Here is a 17517-nt window from a genome sequence, read left to right on the forward strand (position 1 = left end):
GGCGATCAATCAAGGTAAAAACAGCCCCCAGCGCCTGTCCTTCATGCGCTGCGAGCTATCAATTTTGAAGCAATCCACATGACCACCTCCCTGGACCTGCTCGGCAGCCACGCCTGCTTTGGCGGCGAGCAGCGCTTCTACCAGCACGCCTCTGCCGAGATCGGCCTGCCGATGAAGTTCTCGGTCTTCCTGCCGCCGCAGGCGCGGCAGCGCCCTGTGCCCGCCATGCTGTACCTGGCGGGGCTGACCTGCACGGAAGAAACCTTCATGGTCAAGGCCGGTGCCCAGCGCCTGGCAGCCGAGCTGGGCCTGGCGCTGGTCGCGCCCGACACCAGCCCACGCGGTGCCAACGTGCCGGGCGAGGCCGAGAGCTGGGACTTCGGCGTGGGCGCGGGCTTCTACCTGGACGCCACGGCCGCGCCCTGGGCGCGCCACTGGCGCATGGAAAGCTACCTGATGAAGGAACTGCTGCCGCAGGTGGCGGCGCAACTGCCCATCGATGGCGAGCGCCTGGGCATCTGCGGCCACTCCATGGGCGGCCATGGCGCGCTCACGCTGGCGCTGCGCCACCCGGGGCGGTTCAAGAGCCTTTCGGCCTTTGCGCCGATCTGCGCGCCCACGCAGTGCCCCTGGGGCGAGAAGGCCTTCACGGGCTACCTGGGGCCAGACCGCACGGGCTGGATCGAGCACGACGCCACGGTGCTGGTGCAGCACCAGCCGGTGGCGCCCTACCCGGCCGGCATATTGATCGACCAGGGCCTGGCCGACAAGTTCTTGCCCACGCAGTTGCACCCGCATCTGTTCGAGGAGGCGTGCCAGGCCGTCGGCCAGCCGCTCACCCTGCGGCGCCACGAAGGCTACGACCACGGCTACTACTTCATCCAGAGCTTCATGGCCGACCACCTGAGGCACCACGCCAGGACCCTGCAGGCCCCCGGACGTTAATGCGGCCTTAAGTCTCGGGCGCCACAGTGCGCCCATGCCTTTGATCCTGCAGCGCCTGCTGCTTTCCCATGCAGCCACGGGCGCCGGGCCCCGGTCTCCAGCCCCAGCTTCCTCCGCACCCGCACCGCGCCACCTGCACCCCGCGTGGGTGGTGGTGCTCATCAGCGCCTGGCTGGCCACGGCCTGCAACGTGCCGCTGTGGCGCGAGGTGGCCGAGCTGCCCGGCCACGGCAGCGCGCGCGGCTGGGCCTTTGCCGTGGCGTTCGTGGTCATCGTGGCCGCCGGCAACGCGGCCCTGCTGAGCCTCCTGGCCTGGCGGGGCACGCTCAAGCCCGCGGCAGTGGTGCTGGTGGTGATGGCAGCCTTCGGGGCCTACTTCATGCTCGCCTACGGCATCGCCATCGATGCCAGCATGCTCGTGAACGTGCTGCAGACCGATGCCCACGAGGCGGGCGACCTGCTCGGCTGGCGCATGGCGGGCACCGTGCTGGCGCTGGCGGTACCGCCGCTGGCGTGGCTCTACCGCACTCCGGTGCAGCGCCTGGGCGGCCTGCGGCACGCGGCCCACAACGGCGCGCTCTTGCTCGGAGCCATCGCGGTCATCGTGGTGTGCCTGCTGATGGTGTTCCAGGACTTCGCATCCACCATGCGCAACCACACCAAGCTGCGCTATCTCATCAACCCGCTCAACAGCGTGTACGCGCTGGGCAACATCGCCACCAGGCCCTTGCGCATCGACACCAGCAAACTGCTGCCGCTGGGGCGCGATGCCAGGCTGGGCGCAAGCTATGCGGGGCAGAAACAACCGCCCCTGCTGGTGCTGGTGCTGGGCGAAACCGGCCGCAGCGGCAACTTCGGGCTCAACGGCTATGGCCGTGGCACCACGCCGCTTCTTTCGGCCCGCACCGACCTCGTGAGCGCCCGCAACGCGTGGTCCTGCGGCACCAGCACCGCCGCGTCGGTGCCCTGCATGTTCTCGCACCTGGGGCGCACCGGCTACGAGGCGCGCGCAGCCAATTTCGAGAGCCTCGTCGATGTGCTGCACCACGCCGGGCTGGCCGTGCTCTGGGTGGACAACCAGTCGGGCTGCAAGGGGGTGTGCGACCGCCTGGGCGACACCAACACGTCGGCACTGCAGGACCCCGCGCTGTGCCCCACCCGGGGCGAATGCCTGGACCGCATCATGCTCAAGGACCTGGACGCCCGCATTGCCGCGCTGCCCGCCGAGCAGCGCCAGCGCGGGACCGTGGTGGTCCTGCACCAGATCGGCAGCCATGGGCCCGCCTACTCCAAGCGCTCGTCACCCGAGCACAAGAAATTCCTGCCCGAATGCACCTCCACGGCGCTGCAGGAATGCGAACGCCAGCAGGTGGTGAACGCCTACGACAACAGCATCGTGGAAACCGACTTTTTCCTCGACTCAGTGCTCAAATGGCTTTCCACGCGCTCCGAACAAGCGCAGACAGCTATGGTTTATGTAGCAGACCATGGTGAATCACTGGGCGAGAACAACCTCTACCTGCACGGCCTGCCCTACGCCATCGCGCCCGACGTGCAAAAGCACGTGCCCTGGATCACCTGGCTCTCGCCCGCCATGCAATCGCGCACGGGTGCGGCCACGGGCTGCCTGCAGCAGGACCTGGCCGAACGGCGCATCACGCACGACAACTACTTTCACTCCGTGCTCGGCCTCCTGGACGTGACGACGGGGGCCTACAACCCGGACCTGGACATGTTCACCGCCTGTCGCCACCAGGCACAGGCGATGGCCGCGCCCCCCGGCGGCAGCCGCAGGCTGTGACGGCGAGCAAGCCGGACTTGTGCGTTCCGGCCAGCTCCGGCCACTTCCACTTCCCTCGCAGCCCGGCCTGGCTCAGAACAGGCTGCCCTGCCCGCGCGCAAGCCCCGGCCTGAACTGCGACAGGTCCAGCTCCAGCCGCTCCCGGTTGAGCCCCAGCCGCCGGCACGCCCCCGCGAACCGCTGGCGCAGCATGTCCGCCCACAGGCCGCTGCCCTTCATGCGGGTGGCGAAGCTGCTGTCGTAGCTCTTGCCCGCACTGCGCTGGGCCGCATCGAGATTGTGCAAATCCTGCACCCGCGCCATCACGCGCGCCGCGCGCTGCGGGTAGTGCACCTGCAGCCATTCGCGGAACACCGCGTCCAGCTCCCACGGCAGGCGCAGCACTGTATAGAACGCGCTCCTGGCCCCCGCATCGCGCGCGGCCTCCAGCACCTGCTCCATGTCTTCGGTGATGAAGGGGATCTGCGGGGCCACGCTCACGCCCACCGGAATGCCGGCCTCGGCCAGCGTGCGCAGCGTGCGAAGGCGCCGGTGGGGGGCGGCGGCGCGCGGCTCCATGCGGCGCGCCAGCAGCGGGTCGAGCGTGGTGATCGTCACGTACACCGCGGTCAGTTGCTGCGCTGCCAGCGGCGCGAGCAGATCGAGATCGCGCTCCACCCCGCTCGACTTGGTGATGAGCGAGAACGGGTGCCGTGCATCGCGCATCACCTCGATGAGGCCGCGCGTGAGCCTGAGTTCGCGCTCCACGGGCTGGTAGCAGTCGGTGGCCGAACCGATGTTGAGCAGGCGCGGCACATAACGCGGCTGCGCCAGTTCGCGACGCAGCACCTCGGCGATGTTGTGCTTGGCCACGATCTGGGTCTCGAAGTCGAGCCCGGGCGAAAAATTGAGATAGCTGTGCGTGGGCCGGGCGTAGCAGTACACGCAGCCGTGCTCGCACCCCCGGTAGGGATTGACGGACAGCTCGAAAAAAATGTCGGGGGAGTCGTTGGCGCAGATGGCGCTGCGGGCCGTCTCCAGGTGCACCGTGGTGGCGGGGGCGGGCCCGCCGCCATCATCATCCCCATCCGCCCCTCCCGCGCCCTGCGGGCCGTGGTTCCAGCCATCATCCACCACCTCGCGCACATCGCGGCTGAACCGGTGCGGCATGGCCGTGGAGGCCCCCCGGCCCCGGATGGCCTGCAGGGGGACGCGCACTTCCGCCGGTGCGTCAGGCAGGTCGGGGTCGGCGGCAGGGTTTGGCTTCATGACTGTATGAATATACAGTTATTTGAAGCGAGGCGCACCGCCCTCCCCCCACCACACCCTACTCGCGGAAGAGCCTTTCGATCACCCCCCGCAGCCACTGGTTGCCCGGATCGCTCTCGAACCGGCGGCTCCAGTGCAGCGACACCGTGAAATCCCGCAGCGGCAAGGGCGGCTCGATGAGGGTGTAGCCCCCATCGGCCGCGAAGGTGCGCGCGATGTTGCGCGGCATCACCACCGCGAGGTCCGTGGCCCGCACGATGGCGGGCAGCACCATGAAGTGCTCGGTGGTCAGGCGCAGGCGGTCTTCGAGCTGCAGCATCTCCAGGATCCGCAGCGTGTCCGAATGCGTGCGCACGGCCACGAACTCCAGCTGCCGCAGGTCCTTGAGCAGGCCGGCCCCGGCGCGCCTTCGCGCGGCAAAGGGGTGGCCGGCGCGCAGGAGCACCACGTAGCGGTCCTGGATGAGCTCCACGCGCTGCGTGTCCTTCACCGTCGGCAGGAAACCAAAGGCGAAGTCGATGCGCCCGCTGTCCAGCCGCTGCGCGATCTCGCTGCGCGGCACGGGCAGCGTCTCCAGCCGCACGCCGGGTGCCTCGCGCCGCAGCGCCACCATCAGGTCCGGCAGAAAGCGGCCTTCGCCGATGTCGCTCATGTGGATGCGGAACACCTTGCGCGAATTCGCCGGGTCGAACAGCGCGGACTCGTTGAGCGCCTCCTCCAGCAGTCCGAGCGCGCCGCGCACCGCATCGGCCAGCCGGTCGGCCTTGGGCGTGGGCTCCACGCCGCCGCCCGCGCGCACGAACAGCGGGTCCTTGATCAGCAGGCGCAGCCGCGTCAGCGCCTGGCTGGCGGCGGGCTGGGTGAGGTCCAGCAGCTCGGCGGCCCGGCTCACGTTGCGCGTGCGGTAGACCGCGTCGAACAGCCGCAGCAGATTGAGGTCGATGTCCTTGATATGCATTGGATGAATACCGCTTAGTCGTTTCATTGTATTGATGGATGACGCATGCCCGCCGAAGATCAATGCCTTCCTCTTCAGCACCGCCACGCCCCATGCTCCAGGCTCTCCCCAAGAACACGGCCCCTGCCGCGCCCGCCCCCTCCAGCCGCCCCACGGTGCGCGAGGTGGTGCTCGACCTGCTGCGCGGCTTCGAGATCAACACCATCTTCGGCAACCCCGGCTCCACGGAGCTGCCGCTGTTCCTCGACTTCCCCAGCGACTTCCGCTACGTCCTGGGCCTGCAGGAATCCGTGGTGGTGGGCATGGCCGATGGCTATGCGCAGGCGAGCCACAACGCCGCCTTCGTGAACCTGCATTCGGCGGCCGGCGTGGGCCATGCGATGGGCAACATCTTCACGGCGCAAAAGAACCGCACGCCCATGGTCATCACGGCCGGCCAGCAGGCGCGGTCCATCCTGCCGTTCGACCCGTTCCTGTTTTCGGGCCAGGCCACCGAGCTGCCCAAGCCCTACGTGAAATGGAGCATCGAGCCCGCCCGCGCCGAGGACGTGCCGCTGGCCATCGCGCGCGCCTACTACATCGCCATGCAGCAGCCGCGCGGGCCGGTGCTGGTGTCCATCCCCGCGGACGACTGGGACAAGCCCTGCGAGCCGCTGCAGGCCCGCACCGTGAGCACCGGGTCGCGCCCCGAGCCCCGCGTGCTGCAGGCCATCGGCGACGCACTGGACGCCTCGCGGCGCCCCGTGTTCGTGGTGGGCGCCGCCGTGGACCGCGACCGCGCCTGGGACGACGTGCTGGCCCTGGCCGAGCGGCACAGCGCCGCCGTATGGATCGCCCCCATGTCCGGCCGCTGCGGCTTTCCGCAGGACCACCGCCTATTCGCGGGCGTGCTGCCGGCCATGCGCGAGAAGATCGTGTCGCTGCTCGGCGGCCATGACCTGGTCTTTGCGCTCGGCGCCGCCGCGTTCACCTACCACGTCGAAGGCTTCGGGCCGCACGTGCCCCCCGGCGCGCATCTGGTGCAGCTGATCGACGACCCCGGCACGGCCGCCTGGACACCCGAGGGCACCTCGGCCGTGGGCAGCGTGCGCCTGGGCGTGCAGGATCTGCTCGCACGCCCCGCGCCCGCCGTGCGCGGCCTGCCCCCCGCGCGCGCCGCACGGCCGCGCGCGGAGCCCTCCGCCCTGATGAGCGTGCCCTATGTGATGCAGACGCTGGCCGAGGTGCGCGAAGCGGCCTCCATCGTGGTGGAGGAAGCCCCCAGCTCCCGCGCGGCCATGCACGCCTACCTGCCCATCCTGCAGAGCGAGACCTTCTACACCATGTGCAGCGGCGGCCTGGGCTACGGCCTGCCCGCCGCCGTGGGCGTGGCGCTGGCCAGGCCCGACCGCAAGGTCATCGGCCTCATCGGCGATGGTTCGGCGATGTACTCCATCCAGGCGCTGTGGAGCGCCGCGCAGCTCGAGCTACCCATCACGTTCATCATCCTCAAGAACCGCCGGTACGCGGCGCTGCAGGAGTTCGCGCCCACCTTCGGCTTCCACGAGGGTGACAAGCTGGAGGGCACCGACCTGCCGGACCTGGACTTCCTGGCGCTGGCCCGGGGCCAGGGCTGCGATGCCGTGCGCGTGAGCGACGCCAGCGAGCTGCCGGACGTGCTGCGCACGGCGCTGGCCCATCCGCGCGCCATCCTGGTGGAGGTGGACGTGGCCTGACACGACCGCCACGGCGAGCCCCGCCATCCCTTGGTTTCACCCCGCAAAAGAAGCACACAAGACCCGGCACGCCCGGGCCACACCTGGAGACAAGCATGCATTCATTTCCCCCTCGCACCACGCGCCGCCTGCTGGGCGCGCTAGCCCTGGCCGGCGCCGCGTCCAGCCTGCTGCTGCCCGCCGCGGCACGCGCAGACACCTGGCCCGGCAAACCCATCAAGGTGGTGGTCAATTTCCCGGCGGGCGGCGCTGCGGACCAGATCGCCCGCGCGGTCACGGTGCCGCTGCAGGCCGCGCTCGGGCAGCCCGTGGTGGTGGAGAACCGGGGCGGCGCCGGCGGCAACATCGGCGGCGAAGCCGTGGCCAAGTCGCCGGCGGACGGCTACACCCTGCTCATGAGCTCGGGCGGCATGGTGTCGGTCAACCCGCACCTGTACCCCAAGATGCCGTTCGACCCCGCCAAGGACCTGGTCCCGGTGGCCGCCGCGGCGCGGGTGCTGGTGTTCCTGGAGGTCCGGCCCACGCTGCCGGTCAACAACATCCAGGAGTTCCTGAAGTACCTCAAGGCCAACCCCGGCAAGCTGACCTTCGGCACGCCGGGCAACGGCAGCTCGCCGCACCTGGCGGCCGAGATGCTCAAGGCCCAGGCCAACGTGTTCGCGGTGCATGTGCCCTATCGCGGCGCGGCCCCCGCCATGCAGGACCTGCTGGGCGGGCAGGTGGACTTCATGTTCGACCCCGGCATCGGCCTGCAGCACGTGAAGGCGGGCAAGCTCAAGCTGCTGGCGGTGGGCAGCTCCAGGCGCTCGCCGCTGTTCCCGGACGTGCCCACGCTCGAAGAGGTGGGCCTCAAGGGCTTCGATGCCGATACCTGGTTCGGCTTCTACGCCCCGGCTGGCACGCCGCCCGAGGTGGTCAGCCGCCTGAACCGCGAGATCAACAAGGTGCTGGCCACACCGGCCGTGAAGGAGCGCATCGCGGCACTCGGAGGCGTTCCCGCACCGATGTCCCCGGCCGACTTCAACGCCCGTGCATCCATCGACAGCACACGGTTTGGAGCGCTGATCAAGGCGCGCAACATCCAGGGGGATTGACCCTCCGGGCCCCCAGCGCCGTCCCCACCGGGGGAAGCGGGCGGGCCGCCGTGGGGCCGCCCCGAATGACCGTGCGCGGCAGTGCGAGATTGGCGATGGTCTACAGTCCCGCGCTTTGCAACACACCACCGAGGTACCGCCATGGCGCGCAAGCCCCAGATCATCCTGTCGTCCCTGGACGTTGACCGCATCGAGGCCCTTCTGGCAGCCATTCCGGCCAGCGTCTTTCCGGGCAAGGCCGAACTGCAGGCGGAGCTGGACCGCGCCGACGTGGTGGCCCCGGAAGAAATCCCGCCGCACGTGGTCACGATGAACTCCACCGTGCAGTTCTCGATCCTGGAGACGGGAAAGGAGTTCTGCCTGACGCTCGTCTACCCCCGCGACATGGACGGCAGCGCGGACCGGATCTCGATTTTCGCGCCCGTGGGCAGCGCCCTGCTGGGCCTGTCCGTGGGCGACGAACTCGCCTGGCCCGGCCCGGGCGGCAAGTCGATGACGGTGCGGGTGAAGGACCTTCTGTACCAGCCCGAAAGCGCGGGCGAACTCCACCGCTGACCGCGCGACGAAACGTCGCCTGGCTGCACCACGCTTGGTGCCACCGCCACATGCAGTGACAATGGCATCCGCCATGACCAGCCCGCCTCCACCCCCCGACAACCCGCTCATCGAAACGTTCGACCCGGACTCGACCGTCGCCTTTCAAAGGCGGATGGAGCGCGCGCCGGAATGGTTCTGCTCGTTCCTGGCCGGCAACAGCCGCGAGAAGAGCCGCCTCAAGCGCGAGATGGCCACGATGAAGGGCTCGGTGGTGTGGCTGGTGCAGCAGCGCCGCCAGGGCAACTGGACCGCCGACGAACGCACGCACCTGCGCGATGTGATGCGGTCGGCGTCTTCCGTCAGCCCCTACCTTTTCATCTGGGTGATTCCTGGATCGATGCTGATCCTGCCCTTCATGGCCTGGTTCCTCGACCGCCAGCGCAAGCGCCGGGAACGCAAGCTGCGAGGCTGATTGCGCCAGGTGCCGCCGCGCGGCACCTCAGGGGTTTGCTGCGGCCCTCAGAACCTGTTCCTGCCTCATGCCCAGTTGCTGGATACCGCCACCAGCATGCCCGCCCCCACCAGCCCCATCTGCCAGCGCAAGGCCGTGGTCCAGGAGGGCACGTGGCGCTCCACGCGCAGATACAGCTGCCGCCCCGCCGCCAGCGACAGCACGAACGCCAGCAGCATGCCCAGCGCGTTGGGCACCGGCGATGCGGGCCACAGGTGGCTGACCACCGCGTTCACGAGCAGGCACACCGCGAAGTGCACCAGGAACACCGAGTACGACATCTGCCCGAGCTGCACCAGCGGCCCCACCCCGCGCCATGACCGCACGCCTTCAGAGCGCAGGGCGGCCACCAGGCACAGCGCCGTCGCCAGGGCCACCAGGATGCGGCCACGGTGGTCAATGGCCAGCGCAACGCCCCCGAGCAGCACCATCGCGGCGAGCCAGCCCCACGCCTGGCGCGCCCGCACGGCCCAGTAGGCCAGCATGCCCAGCCCGTACGCGCCGAAGAAATACACGGCCCACATGTCCAGCTCGGGCATGCGGTTGAACACCCACAGCGACAGGGCCACGCCCGCCACGATCGCGCCCTGCGCCAGCCGCGCCGCATGCCGCCGGGCCCAGGCGCCAGGCAACGCGCGCGCTCCAGCCCATGCCAGCACGCTCACCGCGAACAGCTGAAAGTCGATGGCCACGTACCAGACGCCCGCGGAAAGCGCGCTCTCGCCGACGATGTCCTGCAGCAGCAGCGCGTTGGCCAGCAGCTGCGCCAGGGTGGGCTCGTCCGGCACGGAAGCGTGCTCCATCCACGGCCGCACCAGCGCGGCCACCACCACCGTCAGCAGCAGCGCCACGGCATAGGGCACCACCAGCCGCACGAAGCGCCTGGCGATCGCGTGGCCTGCGTGGTCGAAGCGCGGCACGCCCTGCGGCGCCAGGCTGGCGGCGGCCAGGTAGCCACCAAGCACCAGGAACACCTGCACCGCCATGCGGCCGTAGTCGTACAGCCAGGCGATGAGCCCCGGAGCCAGGGGCTGCGCGATGTCCGACATGGGCCCGTAGAAGGCCAGGTGGTGCCAGACGATAGCGATGCATGCCAGGCCTTTGGCCATGTCGATGACGGGCGTGCGGGAAAGGGAAGAGGACATGCTGCGGCAGATAGTGGGCAAGCCGTGCGCCTACAGGAACACAGCCCAAAACCCTCTATTGTCGCCGTCCTTCGGATTCGATGCTGGTCGCCCAGGTGTCTTGCCGGATAACCCAGCCCTGCAATCCACAATTTCCTGAATTTTCAGTATTTACTGAAAATTCAGGAAATGAGGCACAATCGGTGTCCATGACCTACATCAATCATCTGCCACCCCTGAACCGCCAGTTCGTCGCCCACTTTGGCGAGATGGGCAGCCGGTGGGGGATCAACCGCACCGTGGGCCAGATGTATGCGCTCATCTTCCTGTCGCCGCGCCCGCTCAACGCGGACGAGATCGCCGAGACGCTGGAGTTCTCGCGCTCCAACGTGAGCATGGGCCTCAAGGAGCTGCAGGCCTGGCGCCTGGTCAAGCTGAGCCACCAGCCCGGCGACCGGCGCGAGTACTTCGAGGCGCCCAAGGACGTGTGGGAGATTTTTCGCGTCCTGGCCGAGGAGCGCCGCCGCCGCGAGATCGAGCCCACGCTGTCGATGCTGCGCATGGCGCTGCTCGAGGAGCCCGGATCGGACGAAGAGCGCCATGCCCAGGAGCGCATGCGCGACATGCACGAACTGATCGACCGGCTCATGACCTGGTTCGACGACGTGCAGCGCCTCGCGCCCGAGACGGCGATGCAGCTCATGGGCATGGGCACCGCCGTCACCCGCGTGCTCGAATTCAAGGACCGGCTGACCGGCAAGGGCGGCCCCGCCAAGGGCAAGAGCAACCACCAGGGAGCCTGAAACCATGGACACCTTCATGCTGTCGCGGATCCAGTTCGCCGCCAACATCAGCTTTCACATCCTGTTTCCCACGATCACCATCGCGCTGTGCTGGTTCCTGGTGTTCTTCCGCTTGCGCCACTCGGCCACGCGCGGCACACCGGCCGCGCCGGGCTGGGAGCAGGCCTACTATTTCTGGACCAAGGTGTTCGCGCTGACCTTTGCCATGGGTGTGGTCTCGGGCATCACGATGAGCTTTCAGTTCGGCACCAACTGGCCGGGCTACATGGAGCATGTGGGCAACATCGCCGGGCCCCTGCTGGGCTACGAGGTGCTCACGGCCTTTTTCCTGGAGGCCACCTTCCTGGGCATCATGCTGTTCGGCCGGGGCCGCGTGTCCGAGCGCATGCACCTCGTCGCGACACTCATGGTGGCGTTTGGCACCACGCTGTCGGCGTTCTGGATCCTGAGCCTGAATTCCTGGATGCAGACCCCCGTGGGCTACGAAATCATCGACGGCAAGTTCCACGCGGTGGACTGGCTGGCGATCGTCTTCAACCCCTCCTTCCCCTACCGGCTGGGCCACAAGCTGCTGGCATCGGCCCTGACCGCGGGCTTTCTCATCGCCGGGGTGAGCGCCTGGCAGCTCGTCAAGGGCACGGCCACCGAAGGCACCCGCAAGGCCCTGCGCACCGCCGTCGCCGCCGTCGCCATGGCGATCCCGCTGCAGATCCTCATGGGCGACATGCACGGCCTGAACACGCTGGAGCACCAGCCCGCGAAGATCGCGGCGATCGAAGGCATCTGGCACACCGAGCGGGGCGCGCCCCTCACGCTGTTCGGGCTGCCCAACGAAAAGGAAGGCCGCACCGACTACGCCCTCCAGATCCCCAAGGCGGCGAGCCTGATCCTGGCGCACGACATCGATGCCGAGCTCAAGGGCCTGAACGAGTTTGCTGGCGCCCATCCCCCCGTGGCGCCGGTGTTCTGGGCGTTCCGCGTGATGGTCGGCGTGGGCATGCTGATGCTCGCGGTCGCCTGGGCGGGTGCTGTCGTGCTGTACCGCCGCCGCAGGCACGACCTGGCCACCCTGCCCCGGCCCATGCTGTACGCGCTGGTGGGCATGACGTTCTCCGGCTGGGTGGCCACCCTGGCCGGCTGGTACGTGACCGAGATCGGCCGCCAGCCCTACCTGGTCTATGGCCTGTTCAAGACCGCCGACGCCGTGGCGGCGCATCCTCCGGCCATGGTGGCCTCCACCCTGGCCGCCTACCTCACCGTGTACGTGCTGCTGCTCGCGGCCTACGTCGGGGTGATCAAGTACATGGCGGAGCACTCGGCCATGCCGGTTCCCGCCGTGGCGCCGCCCGCCGCGCCACCCCATCCGCTGTAAGGAGGACACCATGGAAATGACCCTGGCCCACACCCTGCCCCTGGCGTTCATGGCCATCATGGGCCTGGCGCTGCTCGCCTACGTGATCCTGGACGGCTATGACCTCGGGGTGGGCATCCTGCTGCCCTTCGCGAGCGATGCGGAAAAGGACGTCATGGTGTCGAGCATCGGCCCGTTCTGGGACGCCAATGAAACCTGGCTGGTGCTGGGGGTGGGCGTGCTGCTGATCTGCTTTCCGATGGCCCACGGCGTGGTGCTGTCCGCCCTGTACCTGCCCGTGGCCGTGATGCTGGTGGGCCTGATCCTGCGGGGGGTGGCGTTCGACTTCCGCGTGAAGGCCCGCGATTCGCACAAGACGGCCTGGAACCGCCTGTTTGCCGCGGGCTCGCTGGTCACCACCCTGGCCCAGGGCTGGATGCTGGGCGCCTATGTCACCGGCTTCCAGAACGACACCTGGGGCCTGCTGTTTTCCACGGGCATCGCCATCACCCTGCCCGCGGCCTACGCCATGCTCGGCGCCGGCTGGCTTCTCATGAAAACCGACGGCGCATTGCAGCGCAAGGCTGCCCGCTGGGGCCAGGGGGCCCTGTGGCCCATGGGGTTTGCGCTCATGGGCATCTCGCTGGCCACGCCGCTGGTCAGCCACACGGTGTTCGCCAAGTGGTTCGTGCTGCCCGAACTGTTCGCCCTGCTGCCGATACCGCTGGCCTGCGTGGCCGCCTTCTTCGCCATCCGCCACGTGCTGGCCACGCCCCGCGTGGTCGAGGCGGGCTATGGCTGGATCGTGTTCGCGGCCACGGTGCTGATCTTCGTGCTGGCCTTTTTCGGGCTGGCCTACAGCATCTATCCGTACATCGTGATCGACCGCCTCACGGTGTGGCAAGCCGCCAGCGCGCCGGAGTCCCTCGCGGTGATCGGCATCGGGGTGGCCATCACGCTGCCGGCCATCATCGTCTACACGGTCTTCATGTACCGGGTGTTCTGGGGCAAGGCGCGGGAGCTGACCTACGGGCTGTGACACGCGCCCAGGCCCGCTGCCAGGGCGCCGTGGCCCGCCCGCAGCACGGGCGGCTTCCCCCTGGAGGCGGGCGCGCTGCGCCCCAGATATGGGATCAATACCGCAAGCTGCCCTCGGCATCCACGATGGCCAGCTCCACATAGGTGGAGCCGTTGTGGCTCCTGGGCGAATACTTGACGTTGAAGCGCCCGAACGAGATGTCGCCCGCATCCTCCATGGTCTTGACGAAGGACTCCGTGGTCAGGTTGCGCCCGGTGCGGCGCAGGCCCTCCACCAGCAGCCGGGCGTGCACGAAGCCCTCGAACTGCGAGGCCGACGGCTGGGCGCTTGGTGACTTGGCGCGCAGAAGGGCCAGGTACTCGGCCACCACGGGCACGGTGGTGCTGCGCAGCGACGGCATGATCTGCGCCAGGATGATGCCGCGCGCCTTGTCCTTGAGCTCGCGGTGGATCACGTCCATGCTGGCCACGGAAAACCCGTAGTACGCGGGCCGCGCCGCCGTGGACTGCACCGCCTTGATGTAGCTGGTGAACGTGGTGCCCGCCGTCGCCACGATGACGGCCTGGGGCTGTGCCTTGTCGGTGGCCTGCGCGGCGGCCGCGAAGTCGGGCTGCTTGGGGTCGACCTTGATCTCGGCGACGAAGGCGAGCTTTTCCTCCTCGGAGGCTTTCTTGAGCTCGGCCAGCAGCGTCTTGCCCAGGCCGTCGTCCTGGTAGAACACCGCCACGCGGCTGATGCCCTGGTGGCGCAGCTGCGAGACGATCTTGCCGGCCTCGCTGGCGTAGCCGGCCCGCACGTGAAAGACATAGGGATTCAAGGTTTCCCGAAACGCCGAGGCCCCCGTGACCGGCCCGAACAGCAGCGTGCGGTGTTCCTTGACCAGGGGCAGGATGGCCGCCGTCTGCGCCGTGCCCGTGCTGTTGTAGATCATGAAGACCTTGTCGTTCTCCAGCAGCTGGCGCGTGTTCTCCACGGCTTTCTGGGTGTCGAAGCCGTCGTCCAGCGTGGTGTAGCGGATCATGCGGCCGTGCACGCCACCCTGCGCGTTCACGGCGTCGAACATCAGCCGCGACCCTTCCCCATACTGCGCGGTCTGAGCGCCGAGCGGCCCGGAGAGCACGGCGGACGCGCCCAGGCGGATCTCGTCGCCGGTCACGCCCTCATTGCGGGCGTGCGCCCCCTGGCTGGCACAGAGGGCCAGCATCAGCCCCAGCAAACATGAACGAAGCATGGCACCTTCCCCGCGACGATGACGGACGGCGCCACACGATGTGGCACCCATCTGGTTATTAATCATCATCATTGTCCACGACCTGCGCTGCCGTCCATTGGGGGTTTGCCCTGTCGCGACCAGCCCACACCCGCCCCACGGGGCCGCACAAACGGCGGCGCCCGCAGCGCATGGCACGCTGCGGGCGCACAAGGCAGACCTCGCCGGGGATCAGAGCTTCAGGCGCGCCCGGGCAGCCTCGTACTCCGCGCGCAGCCGGGCCACCAGCTCGGCGGTGCTGGTCACCGCATTGATCGCGCCGATGCCCTGGCCGCAGCCCCAGATGTCCTTCCAGGCCTTCTTCGCGTCGCCGCCGAAGTTCATCTTGCTCGGGTCCGATTCGGGCAGGTTGTCGGGGTCCATGCCCGCCGCGCGGATCGACGGCGCCAGGTAGTTGCCGTGCACGCCGGTGAACAGGTTGCTGTAGACGATGTCGTCCGAGCTGCCTTCCACGATGGCCATCTTGTAGTCATCGCTGGCGCGGGCCTCGTGCGTGGCGATGAAGGCCGAGCCGATGTAGCCGAAGTCCGCACCCATGGCCTGCGCCGCCAGCACCGCGTCGCCGCTGGCGATGGAGCCGCTGAGCGCGATGGGGCCGTCGAACCACTGGCGGATCTCCTGGATCAGCGCGAACGGGCTCTTCACGCCCGCGTGGCCGCCCGCACCGGCGGCCACGGCGATCAGGCCGTCGGCGCCCTTCTCGATGGCCTTGTGGGCGAACTTGTTGTTGATGATGTCGTGCAGCACCACGCCGCCCCAGGCGTGCACGGCCTGGTTCACGTCCTCGCGCGCGCCCAGGCTGGTGATGATGATCGGCACCTTGTACTTGGCGCACACCTGCATGTCGTGCTCCAGCCGGTCATTGCTCTTGTGCACGATCTGGTTGATGGCGAAGGGCGCGGCCGGCTTGTCGGGATGGGCCTTGTTGTAGGCGGCCAGCGTCTCGGTGATCTCGGCCAGCCATTCATCGAGCAGTTCGGCGGGGCGGGCGTTGAGCGCGGGCATGGAGCCCACCACACCCGCCTTGCACTGCTCGATCACGAGCTTGGGGTTGCTGATGATGAACAGCGGCGAGCCGATGACGGGGAGCGACAGGTTTTGCAACACGGGAGGCAGTTTGGACATGGCAACAACTTCCTGAACAGGTTTTTGGATGAAATAGGGCTCTAGCGCTTATTCATCAAGCGCTAGCAGCTATCATTTTTATATCAATGAGCTGCCCGCTCTGCGGGCAGTCAGTCTCCTCACAACACGCTCAACCTTCAAAAGGCGTCCAGCGCCAGTTCGGTCACACTGGCGGCGCCGTCCACGATGCTGTCGCGCAGCCCCGGTGCCTTCACCAGGATGTGCTCGGCATAGAACTGGGCCGTGGTGATTTTTGCGCGCATGAAGGCTTCGTCCTGTCCCTTGTGCAACAGGTCCTGCGCCACCAGCAGGCTGCGCGCCAGCTGCCAGCCCGCCACCACGTTGCCTGCCAGCATCAGGTAGGGCACGCTGCCCGCGAACACGGCGTTGGGCTGGGCCTTGGTGCCACCGGCCACGAAGTCGATCACGTCGAGCAGCGCCTTGCGCGCGGCCGTCAGGCGCCTGGCCACGGCCAGTGCGGCCGGGGTGCCGCTGGCCAGCAGCTCGCCTTCGGTGGTCTCGATCTGCGCGGCGATGCCCTTGGCCACCTGGCCCCCATCGCGTGCCGTCTTGCGGCCCACGAGGTCATTCGCCTGGATGGCGGTGGTGCCTTCGTAGATGGTCAGTATCTTGGCGTCGCGGTAGTACTGCGCGGCGCCGGTTTCTTCGATGAAACCCATGCCGCCATGCACCTGCACACCGAGGCTGGTCACCTCCAGGCTGGTCTCGGTGCTGTAGCCCTTGACCAGCGGCACCATGAATTCGTAGAACGCCTGGTTCTGCTTGCGCGTCTCGGCATCGGGGTGGTGGTGAGCGGCATCGAACGCAGCAGCGGCCACGGTGGCCATGGCGCGGCAGCCCTCCACGGTGGCGCGCATGGTCATGAGCATGCGCTTGACGTCAGGGTGGTGAATGATGGCGGCGCTGGCGTTGATGCTGCCGTCCACGGGGCGGCTTTGCACGCGGTCCTTGGCGTACTGAACGGCCTTCTGGTAGGCGCGCTCGGAGATCGCGATGCCCTGCATGCCCACGGCGTAGCGGGCTGCGTTCATCATGATGAACATGTATTCGAGGCCCCGGTTTTCCTGCCCCACCAGGTAGCCCACGGCGCCGCCGTGGTCGCCGAACTGCAGCACCGCCGTGGGCGATGCCTTGATGCCCAGCTTGTGCTCGATGCTCACGCAATGGGCGTCGTTGCGCGCGCCCAGGCTGCCGTCCTGGTTGACCATGAATTTGGGCACCACGAACAGGCTGATGCCCTTCACGCCATCGGGCGCGCCCGCCACCCGTGCCAGCACCAGGTGCACGATGTTCTCGGCCATGTCGTGTTCACCATAGGTGATGAAGATCTTGGTGCCGAAGATCTTGTAGGTGCCGTCGGGCTGGGGTTCGGCACGCGTGCGCACCAGGGCCAGGTCCGAGCCCGCCTGGGGCTCGGTCAGGTTCATGGTGCCAGTCCATTCGCCCGTCACCAGCTTTTCAAGGTACGTGGCCTTGAGCTCGTCACTGCCCGCGGTGAGCAGCGCCTCTATGGCGCCATCGGTGAGCAGCGGGCACAGCGCGAAGCTCATGTTGGCGCTGTTGGCCATCTCGATGCAGGCCGCGCCGATGGTCTTGGGCAGGCCCTGGCCGCCAAAGTCGGCCGGATGCTGCAACCCCTGCCAGCCGCCTTCGCCGTACTGGCGGAAGGCTTCCTTGAAGCCGGGGGTGGTGGTGACGACACCGTCTTTCCAGCTCGACGGGTTCTTGTCGCCTTCGAAATTGAGCGGAGACAGCACCCCTTCGTTGAACTTGGCGCACTCTTCCAGCACGGCGGCGGCCGTGTCCAGGCCTGCGTCTTCAAAGCCGGGGATCTGCGCGATCTGTTCAATGTTGGCCAGGTGCTCGATGGCGAACAGCATGTCCTTGAGGGGGGCGGTGTAGCTCATGGGTGTCTCCGGGGAATTTCGTCAAAAAAAAGGCATCGCGAGCGATGCCTTTGTGTGCACGGTGGCGT

At 68.2% G+C, this 17517-nt stretch carries 15 protein-coding genes; 9 read left to right on the forward strand and 6 right to left on the reverse strand.

The genetic code is table 11. From position 1 onward, the window contains the following. Positions 1–78: 78 nt before the first annotated feature. Together fghA and AC07PV_RS07135 are read left to right on the forward strand one after the other, a co-directional pair. Positions 79–945 carry an S-formylglutathione hydrolase gene (gene fghA / locus AC07PV_RS07130; RefSeq protein ID WP_218293926.1) on the forward strand — a complete coding sequence of 289 codons (867 nt, stop codon included), beginning with the start codon at positions 79–81 and terminating at the stop codon, positions 943–945. Between the two features lie 34 nt (positions 946–979). Beyond that, positions 980–2746: a phosphoethanolamine transferase gene (locus AC07PV_RS07135; protein ID WP_218293925.1), complete on the forward strand. Its 1767-nt coding sequence runs from the start codon at positions 980–982 to the stop codon at positions 2744–2746. Positions 2747–2818: 72 nt separating this feature from the next. On the opposite strand, the gene AC07PV_RS07140 is transcribed toward AC07PV_RS07135, so the two are convergent. Both AC07PV_RS07140 and AC07PV_RS07145 read right to left on the reverse strand, forming a co-directional pair. Beyond that, complete coding sequence (locus tag AC07PV_RS07140; protein ID WP_218340668.1) at positions 2819–3994, reverse strand: PA0069 family radical SAM protein; 1176 nt, start codon at positions 3992–3994, stop codon at positions 2819–2821. 58 nt (positions 3995–4052) lie between these two features. Then, on the reverse strand, positions 4053–4952 hold the full coding sequence (locus tag AC07PV_RS07145) for a LysR family transcriptional regulator (protein WP_218340667.1): 900 nt from the start codon (positions 4950–4952) through the stop codon (positions 4053–4055). Positions 4953–5044: 92 nt separating this feature from the next. Between AC07PV_RS07145 and mdlC the strand changes: the two genes are divergently transcribed. The 4 genes from mdlC to AC07PV_RS07165 all read left to right on the forward strand — a co-directional run bounded on the left by mdlC (position 5045) and on the right by AC07PV_RS07165 (position 8770). After that, on the forward strand, positions 5045–6667 hold the full coding sequence (mdlC, locus tag AC07PV_RS07150; RefSeq protein ID WP_494629804.1) for a benzoylformate decarboxylase: 1623 nt from the start codon (positions 5045–5047) through the stop codon (positions 6665–6667). Between the two features lie 95 nt (positions 6668–6762). Then, positions 6763–7761, forward strand: coding sequence for a Bug family tripartite tricarboxylate transporter substrate binding protein (locus tag AC07PV_RS07155; RefSeq protein ID WP_494629806.1), 999 nt, complete (start codon positions 6763–6765; stop codon positions 7759–7761). Positions 7762–7902: 141 nt separating this feature from the next. Beyond that, complete coding sequence (gene rnk, locus AC07PV_RS07160) at positions 7903–8316, forward strand: nucleoside diphosphate kinase regulator (protein ID WP_218293920.1); 414 nt, start codon at positions 7903–7905, stop codon at positions 8314–8316. Positions 8317–8389: 73 nt separating this feature from the next. Continuing rightward, positions 8390–8770: a hypothetical protein gene (locus AC07PV_RS07165; RefSeq protein ID WP_218293919.1), complete on the forward strand. Its 381-nt coding sequence runs from the start codon at positions 8390–8392 to the stop codon at positions 8768–8770. 65 nt (positions 8771–8835) lie between these two features. Here the strand turns inward: AC07PV_RS07165 and AC07PV_RS07170 are convergent, their stop codons facing one another. Continuing rightward, positions 8836–9954, reverse strand: coding sequence for an acyltransferase family protein (locus AC07PV_RS07170; protein ID WP_494629808.1), 1119 nt, complete (start codon positions 9952–9954; stop codon positions 8836–8838). 188 nt (positions 9955–10142) lie between these two features. Here AC07PV_RS07170 and AC07PV_RS07175 point away from each other — a divergent pair, with 188 nt between their 5' ends. The 3 genes from AC07PV_RS07175 to AC07PV_RS07185 are packed head-to-tail and all read left to right on the forward strand — an operon-like array spanning position 10143 to position 13126. Further along, positions 10143–10736, forward strand: a complete 594-nt coding sequence (locus tag AC07PV_RS07175; RefSeq protein ID WP_369641917.1) for a GbsR/MarR family transcriptional regulator — start codon at positions 10143–10145, stop codon at positions 10734–10736. A 4-nt stretch (positions 10737–10740) separates the two neighbouring features. After that, positions 10741–12108, forward strand: a complete 1368-nt coding sequence (locus tag AC07PV_RS07180) for a cytochrome ubiquinol oxidase subunit I (protein ID WP_492254886.1) — start codon at positions 10741–10743, stop codon at positions 12106–12108. A gap of 16 nt (positions 12109–12124) precedes the next feature. Continuing rightward, on the forward strand, positions 12125–13126 hold the full coding sequence (locus tag AC07PV_RS07185) for a cytochrome d ubiquinol oxidase subunit II (protein ID WP_370628452.1): 1002 nt from the start codon (positions 12125–12127) through the stop codon (positions 13124–13126). Between the two features lie 94 nt (positions 13127–13220). On the opposite strand, the gene AC07PV_RS07190 is transcribed toward AC07PV_RS07185, so the two are convergent. From AC07PV_RS07190 to AC07PV_RS07200, 3 genes are all read right to left on the reverse strand, one after another. Further along, positions 13221–14357, reverse strand: coding sequence for an ABC transporter substrate-binding protein (locus AC07PV_RS07190; protein WP_494629809.1), 1137 nt, complete (start codon positions 14355–14357; stop codon positions 13221–13223). Between the two features lie 210 nt (positions 14358–14567). Further along, positions 14568–15521 carry an NAD(P)H-dependent flavin oxidoreductase gene (locus AC07PV_RS07195; protein ID WP_218293913.1) on the reverse strand — a complete coding sequence of 318 codons (954 nt, stop codon included), beginning with the start codon at positions 15519–15521 and terminating at the stop codon, positions 14568–14570. A 137-nt stretch (positions 15522–15658) separates the two neighbouring features. Next, positions 15659–17449, reverse strand: coding sequence for an acyl-CoA dehydrogenase (locus tag AC07PV_RS07200; protein WP_494629810.1), 1791 nt, complete (start codon positions 17447–17449; stop codon positions 15659–15661). Positions 17450–17517 lie beyond the last annotated feature (68 nt).

The sequence above is a fragment of the Acidovorax sp. GW821-FHT09A11 genome, assembly GCF_059418365.1.

Excerpts from the sequence above, each read along its gene's own strand:
- fghA (WP_218293926.1), top strand. The coding sequence starts at position 79 with ATGACCACCTCCCTGGACCTGCTCGGCAGCCACGCCTGCTTTGGCGGC.
- AC07PV_RS07135 (WP_218293925.1), top strand. The coding sequence starts at position 980 with ATGCCTTTGATCCTGCAGCGCCTGCTGCTTTCCCATGCAGCCACGGGC.
- AC07PV_RS07140 (WP_218340668.1), bottom strand. The coding sequence starts at position 3,994 with ATGAAGCCAAACCCTGCCGCCGACCCCGACCTGCCTGACGCACCGGCG.
- AC07PV_RS07145 (WP_218340667.1), bottom strand. The coding sequence starts at position 4,952 with ATGCATATCAAGGACATCGACCTCAATCTGCTGCGGCTGTTCGACGCG.
- mdlC (WP_494629804.1), top strand. The coding sequence starts at position 5,045 with ATGCTCCAGGCTCTCCCCAAGAACACGGCCCCTGCCGCGCCCGCCCCC.
- AC07PV_RS07155 (WP_494629806.1), top strand. The coding sequence starts at position 6,763 with ATGCATTCATTTCCCCCTCGCACCACGCGCCGCCTGCTGGGCGCGCTA.
- rnk (WP_218293920.1), top strand. The coding sequence starts at position 7,903 with ATGGCGCGCAAGCCCCAGATCATCCTGTCGTCCCTGGACGTTGACCGC.
- AC07PV_RS07165 (WP_218293919.1), top strand. The coding sequence starts at position 8,390 with ATGACCAGCCCGCCTCCACCCCCCGACAACCCGCTCATCGAAACGTTC.
- AC07PV_RS07170 (WP_494629808.1), bottom strand. The coding sequence starts at position 9,954 with ATGTCCTCTTCCCTTTCCCGCACGCCCGTCATCGACATGGCCAAAGGC.
- AC07PV_RS07175 (WP_369641917.1), top strand. The coding sequence starts at position 10,143 with ATGACCTACATCAATCATCTGCCACCCCTGAACCGCCAGTTCGTCGCC.
- AC07PV_RS07180 (WP_492254886.1), top strand. The coding sequence starts at position 10,741 with ATGGACACCTTCATGCTGTCGCGGATCCAGTTCGCCGCCAACATCAGC.
- AC07PV_RS07185 (WP_370628452.1), top strand. The coding sequence starts at position 12,125 with ATGACCCTGGCCCACACCCTGCCCCTGGCGTTCATGGCCATCATGGGC.
- AC07PV_RS07190 (WP_494629809.1), bottom strand. The coding sequence starts at position 14,357 with ATGCTTCGTTCATGTTTGCTGGGGCTGATGCTGGCCCTCTGTGCCAGC.
- AC07PV_RS07195 (WP_218293913.1), bottom strand. The coding sequence starts at position 15,521 with ATGTCCAAACTGCCTCCCGTGTTGCAAAACCTGTCGCTCCCCGTCATC.
- AC07PV_RS07200 (WP_494629810.1), bottom strand. The coding sequence starts at position 17,449 with ATGAGCTACACCGCCCCCCTCAAGGACATGCTGTTCGCCATCGAGCAC.